The sequence below is a fragment of the Corynebacterium urinipleomorphum genome (assembly GCF_900155535.1).
GTDB lineage: Bacteria > Actinomycetota > Actinomycetes > Mycobacteriales > Mycobacteriaceae > Corynebacterium > Corynebacterium urinipleomorphum.
The window spans coordinates 547,947-561,882 of sequence record NZ_LT706963.1 but is presented as its reverse complement, the minus strand read 5'-3'; the positions used below and the strand labels follow the sequence as shown (position 1 = coordinate 561,882).

Annotated in this window: 10 protein-coding genes and 1 pseudogene; 7 read left to right on the top strand and 4 right to left on the bottom strand. The window is 64.9% G+C overall.

Annotation, left to right across the window (positions count from 1 at the left end):
• Nucleotides 1-518 (top strand): annotated as a pseudogene (locus CZ338_RS05545) (IS1249 family transposase); the annotation flags it as partial.
• A 135-nt stretch (nucleotides 519-653) separates the two neighbouring features.
• Here the strand turns inward: CZ338_RS05545 and CZ338_RS05540 are convergent.
• Nucleotides 654-1,715, bottom strand: coding sequence for a Cj0069 family protein (locus tag CZ338_RS05540; protein ID WP_087117260.1), 1,062 nt, complete (start codon nucleotides 1,713-1,715; stop codon nucleotides 654-656).
• Between the two features lie 265 nt (nucleotides 1,716-1,980).
• On the opposite strand from CZ338_RS05540, the gene CZ338_RS05535 reads away from it, so the two are divergent.
• Together CZ338_RS05535 and CZ338_RS05530 are read left to right on the top strand one after the other, a co-directional pair.
• Nucleotides 1,981-2,856 carry a sulfurtransferase gene (locus tag CZ338_RS05535; RefSeq protein WP_087117259.1) on the top strand — a complete coding sequence of 292 codons (876 nt, stop codon included), beginning with the start codon at nucleotides 1,981-1,983 and terminating at the stop codon, nucleotides 2,854-2,856.
• Nucleotides 2,857-3,061: 205 nt separating this feature from the next.
• Nucleotides 3,062-4,822: an acetyl/propionyl/methylcrotonyl-CoA carboxylase subunit alpha gene (locus tag CZ338_RS05530; RefSeq protein WP_087117258.1), complete on the top strand. Its 1,761-nt coding sequence runs from the start codon at nucleotides 3,062-3,064 to the stop codon at nucleotides 4,820-4,822.
• A gap of 34 nt (nucleotides 4,823-4,856) precedes the next feature.
• Here the strand turns inward: CZ338_RS05530 and CZ338_RS05525 are convergent, their stop codons facing one another.
• The gene (locus CZ338_RS05525; protein ID WP_087117257.1) at nucleotides 4,857-6,347 is read right to left on the bottom strand and encodes an NAD-dependent succinate-semialdehyde dehydrogenase; all 1,491 of its coding nucleotides are present in this window, start codon (nucleotides 6,345-6,347) and stop codon (nucleotides 4,857-4,859) included.
• Nucleotides 6,348-6,501: 154 nt separating this feature from the next.
• Nucleotides 6,502-8,076, bottom strand: coding sequence for a PucR family transcriptional regulator (locus tag CZ338_RS05520; RefSeq protein WP_162287307.1), 1,575 nt, complete (start codon nucleotides 8,074-8,076; stop codon nucleotides 6,502-6,504).
• Nucleotides 8,077-8,214: 138 nt separating this feature from the next.
• Here CZ338_RS05520 and gabT point away from each other — a divergent pair, with 138 nt between their 5' ends.
• Nucleotides 8,215-9,543, top strand: coding sequence for a 4-aminobutyrate--2-oxoglutarate transaminase (gene gabT, locus CZ338_RS05515; protein ID WP_087117255.1), 1,329 nt, complete (start codon nucleotides 8,215-8,217; stop codon nucleotides 9,541-9,543).
• Between the two features lie 4 nt (nucleotides 9,544-9,547).
• On the opposite strand, the gene CZ338_RS05510 is transcribed toward gabT, so the two are convergent.
• Nucleotides 9,548-10,243 (bottom strand): TetR/AcrR family transcriptional regulator, encoded by a 696-nt coding sequence (locus CZ338_RS05510; RefSeq protein ID WP_087117254.1) that lies wholly within the window; start codon nucleotides 10,241-10,243, stop codon nucleotides 9,548-9,550.
• Between the two features lie 122 nt (nucleotides 10,244-10,365).
• Between CZ338_RS05510 and CZ338_RS05505 the strand changes: the two genes are divergently transcribed.
• The 3 genes from CZ338_RS05505 to CZ338_RS05495 all read left to right on the top strand — a co-directional run.
• Nucleotides 10,366-11,862, top strand: a complete 1,497-nt coding sequence (locus CZ338_RS05505; protein ID WP_087117253.1) for a flavin monoamine oxidase family protein — start codon at nucleotides 10,366-10,368, stop codon at nucleotides 11,860-11,862.
• Nucleotides 11,863-11,873: 11 nt separating this feature from the next.
• A complete protein-coding gene (locus tag CZ338_RS05500; protein ID WP_087117252.1) occupies nucleotides 11,874-12,806 on the top strand; it encodes a universal stress protein in 933 nt (310 codons plus the stop codon).
• A partial coding sequence (locus tag CZ338_RS05495; protein WP_087117251.1) for an APC family permease occupies nucleotides 12,803-13,936 on the top strand: 1,134 nt, incomplete at its 3' end. The genes CZ338_RS05500 and CZ338_RS05495, both read left to right, overlap by 4 nt.

Here is a 13,936-nt window from a genome sequence, read left to right as displayed (position 1 = left end):
ACTTCGGCCAGGTCTACAAGGACTTTTTGAACGAGAAGACACCTGTGCCCAAAGAGCGTCGTACGCTGAATCACCAGTGGGAATTCACCCACATCCGGGTACGCAAGGCATATAACTCGCTTCTGCACCTATCGCGCAACAACTGGCTATTCACCTACCTGCAGCCACCACCAGGCGCACTCGAACCAGCCCGGTGGGCATCGACCACCAATAGTCTTGAAGGTGGCGTCAACGCTCAACTCAAGCGCATCGCTGATGCCCACCGCGGCAGATCAGGCGAGCGGCAACGCAAAATGCTCGAATGGTACTTGCATACGAAAACGCAACTGCCTGACGACCCGTTACAGATCGCCAGGCAGTGCGCTTATGGACAAGATCAACTCGCCAAAGTTCCCGATCTCGTCCCAGAAGACCGAAACAAAGCCGACCACCAAACAGGCCGACCAGCCTTCTACGACAACGCTATCCCAACCGAATACGAACACTCGATAGGAATCAGAAAAGGACCACTCAAATAACAAAAAGTGCACCCAACCGACGACACGCCGACCAGACACACTTTTTGCTACTTAACCCCCCAATACCGCACAGCAGAAGCCCCGATTCCACAGGGAACCGGGGCTCAACTAGTTTGCGCGAACGCTGGAGAGAACTTAGGCGTTCTTCTCCTCGACGCGCTTGATGGCCTCCTCAGCGACCATTTCCTGGATGCCCATGTCCAGCTCGGAGGTGAAGCCGACGCAGGAGCAGTTGATCTCGCCGAGGACGTAGGTGTCCTCGCCAGTCTCGTCGTCATCCGCAAGCATGAAGTCGGCGGTCCAGATCAGCGGAATGTTGTCGCCGCCGAGGTTCTCGGCGATGACAGGGCGGGCCTCAGCGAACATGTCGACGAGCTCCTGCCACTCCTCCGGCTTGTTGTAGGTGTACTTAGCGCCGGAGAACAGGGTCGCGGAGAATGCGTCGCCGCCCTCGGCCGGCTTCTTGTGCACAACGAAGACCGGGTGCGGGCCGACGAGGAGGATGCGGATCTCGCCCTCGACGATGCGCGGCATGAAGCGCATGTCCACGAGCATGCCGTTATCGCCGATGATGTACTGGTCGCAGAAGTCCATGAACTCGCCGAGCTCGCGGTCCTCGGTGTGGTTGTCCACGGCCTCGGTGCACTTGAGCTTGGTGTCCAGCGGCAGGGCGGTGCCCGGCTCGACGGACTCGGCGAGGGACTCGTCGGCGAGGCGGACGCGCCAGATGCCGGAGCCGGTGGAGCCGCGGTTCTGCTTCAGCACGCGCTCACCGTAGGACAGGGAGGTCGGGAAGGTCTCGTGGAAGGACTCGACGTCGTAGTACGCGGCAGTGTCTTCCGGAACCAGGTCGGTCTGGTTCAGCTTGACCAGTGCGTCCTTGGCGCCGTAGGAAACCATCTCCTCCGGGGTGGACATGCCCACGAGGCCAGCCTCGGAAAGGCGGGTGAGCAGGTCGAAGTAGCCCTTTTCGCCGCCCGGGATGTTGCCCGGGTTCACGCGGGAGATGTAGGCGTCGAAGTTGTTGGAGACGTACTCGAAGATGTCCTCCGACCACTCCGGACGGAAGTACACGACCTCGGAGTTCCAGCCCTTGTCCTTGATGGCGTTGACGATGGGCATGGTGTCCTTGCGGTGCCCGTCGAAGTACTTGTCGGAACCGCCTTCAACCTCGAAGACGACGATAGCCTTGTGCACGATGAATCCCTTCAGATAAGTGCGTTCATTGCGGGAGGAACACTCGTCCCATTCCCGAGCGTTCCCTTGCAAAGACTAGGGTGTTTTTCACTGCCTTGCCGGGTGAGTGAATTGGATAGTAATTAAGCTCACAGCCGCGAAAGTTTACATCAATCTTCACGGGCCCCGGGGGTTCACAGGTAGGGTTAGCAGTGATTGACGGCTCACCAGGGTGCGGCCGTTTCCTGTCCATTTTTCTCCAGCCCGCACGCGGAGGTTGCTCGCCATGGGAATTCCCGCAGATCCGTTCCCACAGTTCCAAGATTTCGCGCACCCGGAGAAGTTCGTGTCCGCCTCGTGGCTCTCGGCACGCTTGGGCGTGGACGGCCTGCGGGTAGTCGAGTCGGATGAGGACGCGTTCCTTTACGACATCGGCCACATCCCCGGCGCGGTGCGCATTGACTGGCATAAGGACCTCAACGACGATGTCGTGCGCGATTTCATCGACGGAGAGGCGTTCGCAGCGCTGATGAATGCGCGCGGCATCGGCCGCGACGACACCGTGGTCATTTACGGCGACCATAACAATTGGTGGGCGGCGTACACCGCCTGGATTTTCGAGCTTTTCGGCCACCCTGACGTGCGCATCCTGGACGGCGGGCGCGACGCGTGGATGAGCGAGGAGCGCGACACGTCCTTCGCTGTCCCCGAGTACCCGTCGCAGGACTACCCCGTCGTGGAACGCACCGATAAGCCGTGGCGCACATTCGTCGACGAGGTGCGCGACCGCGACGCAAGGAGCATGCTTATCGACGTCCGCGGCCCCGAGTACTACGCCGGTTCCGAGACCGAGCTGGAGCAGGACCGCACCCGCGTCTTCCCAGTTCTGCGACACGGCCACATCCCCGGTGCGGTGAACCACCCGTGGGGCGATGCAGTGCACCCGAACGGCCGGGTGAAGGACCGCGAAGCGATCGCCGCAGCCTACGCAGACGTGCCCGCCGATGCCCCGGTAATCACTTACTCGGGCAACGGCCAGTCCGCGGCGCACACGTGGTTCATCCTCCGCCACGTGCTCGGACTCGAGGACGTCTCGCTGTACGACGGCTCGTGGTACGAGTGGGGAAACATGGTGCGCATGCCGATCGATAAGAGTGAATAAGACCTAAAAGGTATGTGTCGGTGGGAGCTCCCCTAGCTTCCGCCTTGCCCGCAGCAGTCAGCGGCTGTGCCGGACGGTGTTCAACCGTGTTCAGCAGTGTTTTGCTCTGCCGCGGGCGTTGCGTGCTCTACCCTAGTGTGAGCATGTGGCCGTGCCGCCTAGATTGTCCACCGAGCAGGAAGCGTTGTTGATAGTGCCCTCACCTTTGACTATTTCCAAAGTTCTCATTGCTAACCGCGGCGAGATCGCTGTACGCGTCATTCGCGCGGCCAAGGATGCCGGCATTGCATCGGTGGCGGTCTACGCCGAACCGGACACGGACAGCCCGTTTGTGGAGCTTGCCGATGAGGCGTTCGCGCTCGGCGGCAACACAGCCGCTGATTCCTACTTGAACTTCGACAAAATCATCGGCGCGGCGAAGGCTTCGGGCGCAGATGCCATCCACCCGGGTTACGGCTTCCTCTCGGAGAACGCCGACTTCGCCCGCCGCGTTATCGACGAAGGTCTGACGTGGATCGGACCGTCGCCGGAGGCCATCGCTCTGCTGGGCGACAAGGTGGAGGCACGCCGAATTGCGGAGAAGGCCTCCGCACCGATGGCTCCGGGCACGAAGGAGCCGGTGGGCAGCGCGGACGAGGTCGTTGCATTCGCCGACGAGCATGGCTTGCCGGTGGCCATCAAGGCCGCGTACGGCGGCGGCGGCCGCGGCATGAAGGTCGCGCACACCCGCGAGGAGATTCCGGAGCTATTCGAGTCCGCTACCCGCGAGGCAGTCACCGCATTCGGCCGCGGCGAGTGCTTCGTCGAACGCTACCTGGACCGTGCCCGCCACGTGGAGGCGCAGGTGCTCGCGGATGTCCACGGGAACGCCATCGTCGTCGGTACCCGCGACTGCACTCTCCAGCGACGGTTCCAGAAACTGGTGGAGGAAGCTCCTGCCCCGTTCCTGACCGACGCGCAGCGGGAGGCCATCCACTCGTCGGCAAAAGCGATTGTGAAAGAAGCCGGTTATTACGGCGCCGGCACCGTGGAGTACCTAGTCAGCCCAGCTGACGAGCGACACCCGGACGGCATCATCTCTTTCCTCGAGGTGAACACCCGCCTGCAGGTGGAGCACCCGGTCACCGAGGAGACCGCCGGTATCGACCTGGTGCGCGAGCAGTTCCGCATCGCCTCCGGCCAGCCGCTGCGCCTCACCGAGTATCCGACTCCGCGCGGCCACGCCATCGAGTTCCGCATCAACGGCGAGGACCCCGGGATGAACTTCATGCCGGCCCCGGGCACCATCACCCGCTACGTGGAGCCCACCGGCACCGGTGTCCGCGTGGACAGCGGTGTGCGCGCCGGCAATGTGATCGGCGGTCAGTTCGACTCCATGCTGGCCAAGCTCATCATCACCGGCGAGACCCGCGACGAGGCCATCCAGCGCGCACGTCGCGCCCTGGACGAGTACGTCGTCGACGGTCTGCCCACCGTCATTCCCTTCCACCAGGCAGTGCTGAAAGACCCGGCCTTCATCGGCGACGAGAACGGCTTCGACGTGTACACCCGCTGGATCGAAGAGGAGTTCAGCGCCGACATCCCCGCCTACCAGGACAGCGAGGACGAAGGCGACGAGCCGACCACGAACCGCACCTACGCCGTGGAGATTGACGGCCGCCGCATCGAGGTGGCTCTCCCCTCCTCCTTGGTCATCGGCAACGGTGGAAAGCGGAAGTCCAAGAAGCGCCGCTCGTCCGGTGCCGCTTTGTCCGGCGATGCCGTGCCCGCACCGATGCAGGGCACCGTGGTCAAAGTCAACGTTGCCGAAGGGGACGCGGTAGCCGAGGGCGATATCCTCCTCGTGCTCGAGGCCATGAAAATGGAAAACCCCGTCAAGGCGCACAAGTCCGGCACCGTGAAGGGGCTTGCCGTGGAGCAGGGCGACCAGGTGAACAAGACCGCCGTGCTCCTGGAGATCCGCTAGCGCGGACCTCCCCTTACCCGCCCCGCGCTAGGGATTATTTGTTGGCGTACGGGTCGCGCACGCCGATGTACTGCACCTCGGTGTACTCGTCGAGGCCTTCGGCGCCGCCCTCGCGGCCTTGGCCGGACTGCTTCACGCCGCCGAACGGAACGGCCGCGTTGGAGACAACGCCGGCGTTGAAGCCGACGATGCCGAATTCCAGGCCGTCCGCCAGGCGCCACATGCGGTCGGAGTTCTCCGAGAAGATGTAGGAAGCCAGGCCGTACGGGGTGGAGTTGGCCAGGTCGATGGCTTCGTCTTCGTCGGTGAACTCGTAGATGGAGGCCACCGGTCCGAAGATCTCCTCCTGGAAGATCCGGGAATCGGTGCTCGCCCCGCGCAGAACGGTCGGCTGGAAGAAGAAGCCGTCGCCGTCGATCGCCCCGCCGCCGGTGAGCACGGTCGCGCCGTTCTTCTTCGCGTCCTCGATCAGGCCGGCGATATTCTGGCGGGCCTTCTCCTCGATCAGCGGGCCGACATCGACGCCGTCATCCATGCCGTTGCCGACGGTGAGCTTCTCCATGGCGGCGACCAACTTGTCCGTGAACTCGTCGGCGACGTCCTTGTGCACCAGGAAGCGGTTGGCGGCCGTGCAGGCTTCGCCGATATTGCGCATCTTGGCGGCCATCGCACCGGCGACAGCCTGGTCGATGTCGGCGTCAGCGAAGACGATGAACGGCGCGTTGCCGCCCAGCTCCATCGAGGTGCGAAGGACACCGTCCGCCGCCTGCTTCATCAGGATCTTGCCCACGGCGGTGGAACCGGTGAAGGAGACCTTACGCAGACGCGGGTCGTCGATAAGCGGCTCGGAGATCGCGGCCGGGTCGGTGCCGCAGACGACATTGAGCACGCCTTCGGGCACGCCGGCCTCGATCATTGTCTGCACGAAGTACTGAGTTGTCAGCGGGGTGAGCTCAGCCGGTTTGAGCACCATCGTGCAGCCAGCGGCGATCGCCGGGGCGAACTTGCGGGTCGCCATCGCCAGCGGGAAGTTCCACGGGGTGATGAGCAGGCACGGGCCGACCGGTTTGCGGCGGGTGACCATGCGGATGCCGCCCTCCGGCACCTCCTGCGAGTTGCCGTACTGGCGGACGGTCTCCTCGGAGAACCAGCGCAGGTACTCGGCGCCGTACTTGACCTCGCCGCGCGCCTCAGCGAGCGGCTTGCCCATCTCCAGCGTCATCAGCGCCGCGAATTCCTCGGTGCGCTCGGTGACCAGCTGGTACGCGCGGGCGAGAATCTCGCTGCGCTGACGCGCCGGCGTGCGCGCCCAGTCTGTCTGCACCTTCACGGCCGCGTCGAGCGCCGCGAGCGCGTCGTCGCTGTTCGCGGACTGTAGCGTAGCCAGAACTTCGCCGGTGGCCGGGTTCTGCACGTCGAAGGTCTCGCCGCTCGACGCATCGCGCCACTCGCCGCCGATGAACAGCCCCGTGGGCAGGGACTCCAGCAGAGCCTTCGTGTCCACAGAAGTGGTGGAATCAGCCATGATCAAGCCTTTCGTTGTCGGTTTTCTCGTCTGTCTTCATCGCCCGGCTCACGCCGGGACGTTCCAGAAAACAACGCTATACCGCCGGAGACTACTCAGCGCCCGCCATGGCAGCGCCCCCGGATAGGGGCATTGCAATCGTATTCCGGCTGTGCTAGCTCTTCTCGCCCGAGATACTGAGCAGCACGAGCAGCTCCGCCCGGCCCAGCGGATCCCCCAGAGGCACGCCGAAACGCTGTTCCGCGCGCTCCAAACGGGCTTTGAGCGTGTGCCGGTGAACCCCGAGTGCTTCCGACGCAGCACGGATCTCGCAGCCGTGCACGAGATAGGCCTGCACGGTCTCGAGCAGGCCAGGATCCTCCTCCGCCATCGGTCCGAGCACCTCACGGTAGCGGCGGGACAGGGCGGCGTGCACCGCGGAATCCTCCGCCCAGTCCAGCCTCCGCGGGTGGTACTCGTCCACTGTCCCCGGCGGAAGCGAACGCGCACGGCCGACAAGCACCCCGACATCGTCATCGCTCAGCTCACTCCAGTGGCGCTGGCGGCCGGACAACACGCGGAGTCGGGAGGAGAAACTGCCGAAGATGTCCTCGGCATTCGGCTTTGCGATCGCCGTGCGCGAAAGGAACACGAAGCCGTCCGGATCGGTGCGCACGTGCGCGAGCGGTATCTGGCGCAGCCCCAATGCCTCGTCCAGCTGGGTGAGCGCGCGGGAGGACGCCGACTTATTCGCGGCGACAATGGCCACGGGCACGACGTTTCCGTCCGCGTCGGCGGCGCGATCGAGCAAGCGCGCCGTCGCGGGAGAGGTGTCGCCGCCGCCCAAGAACATCTCCAACGCTGCACCGTGGAGCTGAGTTTCCGCGCTCCGCAGCGCGAGCGGGTCGCGCAGCACGATCTCGGCAAGGCCCACGAAGTGCTTGATGGCGCTGCGCTGCAACGGCGGCAGCGGCCGCGGCGAATCCACGACGGCGACGAAAAACTTGTCTCCGATCGCGCGCATGCGCTGGACAATCATGGTCCGGTTTTCCGCGCGGTAGGCGCGGCTGCGCCCGCCGTCGGCGAGCGCGAGCCGAAGAGCTTTCAACGCTCGCTCCGTCGGCTTCGCGGGTGCAGAGGAGACCACCCGGCCACTGCTGTCGCCGATCAGGACATCCGCGCCGACGGCGCTGCGGGTCCTGCTCACCAGCGCATCGACGCCGCCGTTCCACGCCGCGCGGTTCAGGCCCTCCGCGGCCTCGAGGATCTCGTTGGCTGCCACCGCCTGCCGCCGGGCGTGCTCGTCGCCGATTTCCTTGGAAATTAGCGCGAAGGGAGTCTTGCGGGGCACCTCGAACAGCGGCAGCTCCACTCGGGCGCACATCTGCACCAAAGCGGAGGGAATCTCCTCATGCTGCAGGCCGGTTCCGAATCCGAGAGCGGCTACACCCGCGTCGCTCAGACGCTCCACGTACGCGGCGATGTCGCTGCCGTGGTCCGGCTCGTCATCCGGGCTGAGTCGCAGTCCCAGGGTGAGCACGATCGACCGGGGCCGGATGAACTCGGCCGTCTCCACGATCTCGCTCGCCTGCACCGATTCGAATTTGCCCTGCCGTGTCTCCCCCACGGGGGCGAGATCGAGCGAACGGATTCCGTACAGCCACCCGAGGTCGAGTAGCTCAGCCGCGGCGAGCATGTCGGGGCTGCCTGCAGTTTCATTCTTTTCCGCGGACCGCGAAGACGAAGACATGGACACAGTGTATAAGTTGGCGCGAAAAGATGGACATGGCGTAGGTTGCCCTCGGGGTGGGAGCGGGATGGATACTACAGCCATGAAATCGCTGGCCCCGTCCGGGACAGCACGCCGAATTGGAAAGGAACCCGCACCATGCAGGATCTCGAGTACCGCCTCCCCCAGGTTCGCAGCATCAACACCGAACTGCCTGGCCCGAAGAGCGCCGCGCTGAACGAGCGCCGCGGCAAGGCCGTCGCAGCAGCAATGAGCCCGGGCCTGCCGGGCTACGTCGTCGACGCCGACGGCGGCGTGCTTGTCGACGCTGACGGCAACTCCTTCGTCGACTTCGCCTCCGGCATCGCCGTGACCTCTGTCGGCGCGTCCAACAAGCGCGTCGTCGACGCTGTCTCCGAGGCCGCCGGTCACTTTACCCACACCTGCTTCATGGTCAGCCCCTACGAGAGCTACCTCAAGGTCGCTGAGCTCCTCAACGAGCTGACCCCGGGCGACTTCGAGAAGCGCACGGTCCTGCTCAACTCCGGCGCCGAGGCTGTGGAGAACGCCGTGAAAATCGCGCGTTCCTACACCCACAAGACCGGCGTAGCAGTCTTCGATTACGCCTACCACGGCCGCACCAACCTCACTATGGCCATGACGGCGAAAAACAAGCCGTACAAGTCCTCCTTCGGCCCGTTCGCCAGCGAGGTTCACCGCGCACCGATGTCCTACCCGCTCCGCGACGGCCTGAAGGGCGAGGAAGCAGCTGAGCGCACGATCCGCTTCCTCGAGCAGAATGTCGGCGCAGAGAACCTCGCATGCGTGGTCATCGAGCCGATCCAGGGCGAGGGCGGCTTCATCGAGCCGGCCGAGGGTTTCCTCCCGGCCATCGTCGACTGGTGCCGCGAGAACAACGTCGTGTTCATCGCCGACGAGATCCAGGCCGGCTTCTGCCGTTCCGGCGAGTGGTTCTCCTCCAGCTTCGAGGGCATCGAGCCGGATCTGATCACCACCGCGAAGGGCATCGCCGGCGGCATGCCGCTGTCCGCTGTGACCGGCCGCGCCGAGATCATGGACGCCCCGATGGCCGGTGGCCTGGGCGGCACCTACGGCGGCAACCCGGTGGCCTGCGCCGCCGCCATCGCCGCCATCGAGGAGATGAAGGAGCACAACCTCGCTCTCCGCGCCAAGGAGATCGCGAACGTGATCCACCAGGAGCTCGACCCGCTGACCGAGCTTGACGAGATCGCCGAGATCCGCGGTCGCGGCGCCATGATCGCCGTCGAGCTGGTGACCAAAGACGGCAAGCCGAATCCCGAGCTGACCGCCAAGGTCGCCGCCGAGTGTAAGGCCGCCGGCGTGCTCATCCTCACCTGCGGCCTCGACGGCAACGTCGTCCGCCTTCTGCCGTCCCTGGTGATCCCGGAGGAGCTGCTACGCGACGGCCTGCGCGTCATGGCTGAGGCTGTGCGCAATAACATCTAGAAATTCAGGCTGAGCTGGACGGACCTAGCATTCCGTCCAGCAAGCTTTCAAGGCCGTCCCGGAAGGGCTGGTCCGCATAAGGGTTAGCGTCGCGCTGACCCTTTTTTGCTGCCGTAGTGCCTCCTGCTCCCGCCCGCATCGCTTCGGCGGCGCGGCCGAGTGCGGAGTGCTCGTCAGCGATCGCGGCGGGATCGAACAGGTCCGCCGGAGCATTGACATCCCAGGCTGAGCCGTAGATGAACGACTCCATCGCGATGATCCGCCCCATGACATGCTCCGGCGGACAGCCGGCAGCCTCCATCGCGCGGGCGACCACCTCGTACATCTCTTGCGTGCGCGGCGAGTCCCCGATGGGCTGCGCAGCGATCAGCGGGATCAGCGGAGTGTGACTGGCGAAGACGTCGCGGTAGGACGTCGCCCACAGCTCCAGGGCGCGCCGGTACCCCACCCCGGATTCCAGCGCCCGCTCTAAAGGTGAGACGTCGACAAGCTGCATCACGGCGTCTTGCAGCAAGTAGAAGAGTTCGTCCTTGCCGGAAATGTGGTTGTAGAGCGCGCTCGGCGCAACACCCAGGCGGCGAGCGAGCGCGGCCATTGTGAGTGCTGTGTAGCCCTTTTCGGAAGCGATGTCGAGGGCCGCGTCGCCGATTTTCTCCCGGCTGACCAGGGATTCTGTGGGGCGCCCGCGCTCATTAGCCATGTGACACTTCCTTCATCTCGCGATCGACTGTACCCTGGATCACACCATTTAATGAATGGCGTTCATTACCCGCGACGGTCGGCACCGCCGGCCTCACGTACCTCATGTACAGGAGTAAAAGCATGAATACTAGCGCACCCAAGACCGAGATCGAGCGCGATGTTGTCGTCGTCGGCGCTGGTCCCGCCGGCCTCATGGCCGCCCGCACCCTGAAGAAGGCGGGAAAGTCCGTCGCAGTCCTCGAAGCCCGCGAGCGCGTCGGCGGCCGCACCTGGAACGGCCGCGTGCGCGACGACAACGGCGTGGACCACTTCGTTGAGCTCGGCGGCCAGTGGATCTCCCCCGACCAGACGCGCCTCATCGAGCTTGTCGACGAGCTGGGTCTGACCACCTTCCAGCGCTACCGCGAGGGCAAGTCCATCTACCTCTCCCCCAACGGTGAGCGACACGAGTACGAGGGCCCGGTCTTCCCGGCCCCGGACTCCACCCAGGCCGAGATGGACAAGCTGATCGGCATCCTCGACGAGCTGGCGGCCGAGATCGGTGCCAAGGAGCCGTGGGCGCACCCGAAGGCCGCTGAGCTGGACTCCATCTCCTTCCGCCACTGGCTGGAGCAGCTGTCCGACGACGAAGAGGCCATCGACAACGTCTCCATCTACGTCGCCTCCGGAATGCTGACCAAGCCGTCGTTCACCTTCTCCGCTCTGCAGGCCGTCCTCATGGCCGCATCCGCAGGCTCCTTCTCCAACCTCGTCGACGAGGACTTCATCCTCGACCGCCGCGTCGAAGGCGGCATGATGTCCGTTTCCGAGACGATGGCAGGCGAGCTCGGCGACGACGTCTTCCTGGGCACCCCGGTCCGCGAGATCCAGTGGGCTCAGCCGGACCCGTCCACCGAGGACAGCCTCAACAACGTCAAGCCGGACGTGCGCAACGGCATCCCGAATAACGGCAAGCCGGGCGACGTCACGGTCGTCTCCGACCAGGTGACCGTCCGCGCGAAGAACGTCGTCATCGCTGTTCCGCCGAACCTGTACAACCGCATCTCGTACGTCCCGCCGATGCCGCGCGACCTGCACATTGCCCACCAGCACATCTCCATGGGCCTGGTCATCAAGGTCCACGCCATCTACGAGACCCCGTTCTGGCGCGACAAGGGCCTGTCCGGCACCGGCTTCGGCGGCGGCCGCCTGGTCCAGGAGGTCTACGACAACACCAACCGCGGCTCCAATATCGCCGGTGGCGCCGCTGGTGAGGAAGACACCTACGGCACCCTCGTCGGCTTCGTCTCCGATGTCTACGCCGAAGAGATGTGGCACCTGCCGGAGGAGGAGCGCAAGCAGCGCATCCTGTCCGCCATGGCCGAGTACCTCGGCCCGGAGACCATGGAGCCTGTTGCGTTCTACCTCTCCGACATGGCCGCCGAAGAGTGGACCCGCGGCGCCTACGCCACCAGCTACGACCTGGGCGGCCTGTCCCGTTGGGGCCACCTGCAGAACCAGCCGGTGGGCCCGATCCACTTCGCGTGCTCCGATATCGCGGACGAGGGCTACCAGCACGTCGACGGCGCCATCCGCCAGGGCGAGCACGCCGCGAACGCCATCCTGGATAACGGATAGGACCAGGTGATATGACACAGCCGTCACCAACTTCCGCGCACCAGGGACCATCGAAGATCCTGGTCGGCTACCTCGCCACCCCGTCGGGAGCAGATGCCTTGAATCTCGGCATCGGCCTGGCCCGGAATTGGAATGCCGACCTGGAAATCGCCATGGTCGTGCCCCACTCCGAGGCATACTCCGGCGCGTACCCGCACACGCGGGCGCATGAAACGGTGATCAGCCGCCAGCTGAGCACATGGCTGGAAGAAGCGCTCGCGAAGGTGCCTGACGGGATCAACGCCATCGGCCGGGTCGTGTCGGGAACCGACGCCGCGCGCTCGCTGCACCGCACCGCGCAGGAGCTGAACTGCGCCCTGATCATTTTGGGGACCCGTGGTGGCGGCCTGCTCCGCCGCTTCAGCGTCGGCTCGTCGGCGAATACGCTGCTGCACTCCTCGTCAATCCCCGTCGCGCTGGCACCGCCGCGCTACGAGGCCCCGGAGAGCATCAGCCGCATCTCCTGCATGTTCGGCACCCTGTCCGGCTCAAACGAGCTGATCGACACCGCGATCCGCACGGCGAAGAATTCCGGCAGCGAGCTGCGCCTCATCTCGTTCCTCACCCAGGAAGACGCAGGCGCGATCAACCAGGAAGTCAGCCACAAGGTGTTGGAAAGCCTCGAGGTGAACGCGAACCGCTACCTCGCAGAACAAGCAAAGCAGCTTGTCGACGCCGGGTCTGCCTCCACCGAGGTCGTCACCGGAAAGACGGTCGCCGAGGCGGCCACCGAGCTGGAGTGGAACGACGACGAGATCCTGCTCGCGGGCTCGTCGCGTCTGGCGACTGCCGGCCGGATCTTCATGGGCCCGCGCGCCGCGAAAGTGCTGCGCACCCTGCCGATCCCGCTTGTGATCACCCCAGCGCTGGAAAAGAAACGAGAGTCCGAGGAGGCGGGTGAATGAGCTCAAGCAAAAAGGTAGAGGACCTGGCACATCAGCCGTCGCAAAGCGAAAAAGGCCTCATCGCTGGCCGCGTCGGCTTGATCGGTGCCGTGGTGATTGGCGTGAGCTGCATTGCGCCGTCGTACACGCTGACCTCCGGTCTCGGCCCGACGATCTCCGAGGTCGGCGACCACGTCCCCGCCATCCTGCTGCTGGGGTTCTTCCCCATGCTGCTCGTCGCCTTCGCGTACCGCGAGCTGAATAACCGCGTCCCCGACTCGGGCACCTCGTTCACGTGGGCGACGAAGGCTTTCGGCCCCTGGGTCGGCTGGATGGGCGGCTGGGGTTTGATCACAGCGACGATCCTGGTCCTGTCGAATCTCGCGGCTGTGGCCGTGGACTTCTTCTATATTCTGCTCGCGCAGCTCACGGGCAATAGCGCGATCGCGGATCTCGCCCGCAACCTGTGGGTGAATATCCCGACCACGCTCGCGCTGCTCGCCGTCGCCGCGTACATCTCATACCGCGGACTCGAATCCACGGAGAAACTCCAGTACTTCCTGGTCGCCCTGCAGCTGTTCACCCTCGTGCTCTTCGGCGGAATGGCGCTGTGGAACGCGTACCACGGCAACGGCTTCGATTTTCAGCCGGTCGAGGCGGACTGGTTCAACCCGCTGACCATCGGCGATTTCTCCACCGTCGCCGCCGGCATCTCGCTGTCGATCTTCATGTTCTGGGGCTGGGACGTCACCCTGACCATGAACGAGGAGACGAAGGACCCGGAGAAGACCCCAGGCCGCGCGGCCACGCTGACCGTGCTCGTGGTCATCACCGTCTACATCCTCACCGCTGTCGCGGTCGTGTCATGGGCCGGCACCGGCGACACCGGCCTGGGCGCCGGCAACCCGGAGAACCAGGAATCGATCTTCGCCGCGCTGGCCGGCCCGGTCATGGGACCATGGGCGATCCTCATGTCGATCTCTGTGCTGGCGAGTTCCTTCGCTTCGCTGCAGTCGACGATGGTCGGGCCCGCCCGCACGCTGTTGGCGATGGGCTTCTACAAGGCCCTGCCGCCGGTGTTCGCGCAGATTAGCCCGAAATTCCACACCCCGGCCGTGGCCACCGCCGCATCCGCGATCGCGGCGGGCGGG

Bases quoted from the DNA above. Each gene is read 5' to 3' on its own strand.
- CZ338_RS05520 (WP_162287307.1), bottom strand. From the start codon at position 8,076: ATGTCTTCGTCTTCGCGGTCCGCGGAAAAGAATGAAACTGCAGGCAGC.
- CZ338_RS05525 (WP_087117257.1), bottom strand. From the start codon at position 6,347: ATGGCTGATTCCACCACTTCTGTGGACACGAAGGCTCTGCTGGAGTCC.
- gabT (WP_087117255.1), top strand. From the start codon at position 8,215: ATGCAGGATCTCGAGTACCGCCTCCCCCAGGTTCGCAGCATCAACACC.
- CZ338_RS05535 (WP_087117259.1), top strand. From the start codon at position 1,981: ATGGGAATTCCCGCAGATCCGTTCCCACAGTTCCAAGATTTCGCGCAC.
- CZ338_RS05500 (WP_087117252.1), top strand. From the start codon at position 11,874: ATGACACAGCCGTCACCAACTTCCGCGCACCAGGGACCATCGAAGATC.
- CZ338_RS05505 (WP_087117253.1), top strand. From the start codon at position 10,366: ATGAATACTAGCGCACCCAAGACCGAGATCGAGCGCGATGTTGTCGTC.
- CZ338_RS05510 (WP_087117254.1), bottom strand. From the start codon at position 10,243: ATGGCTAATGAGCGCGGGCGCCCCACAGAATCCCTGGTCAGCCGGGAG.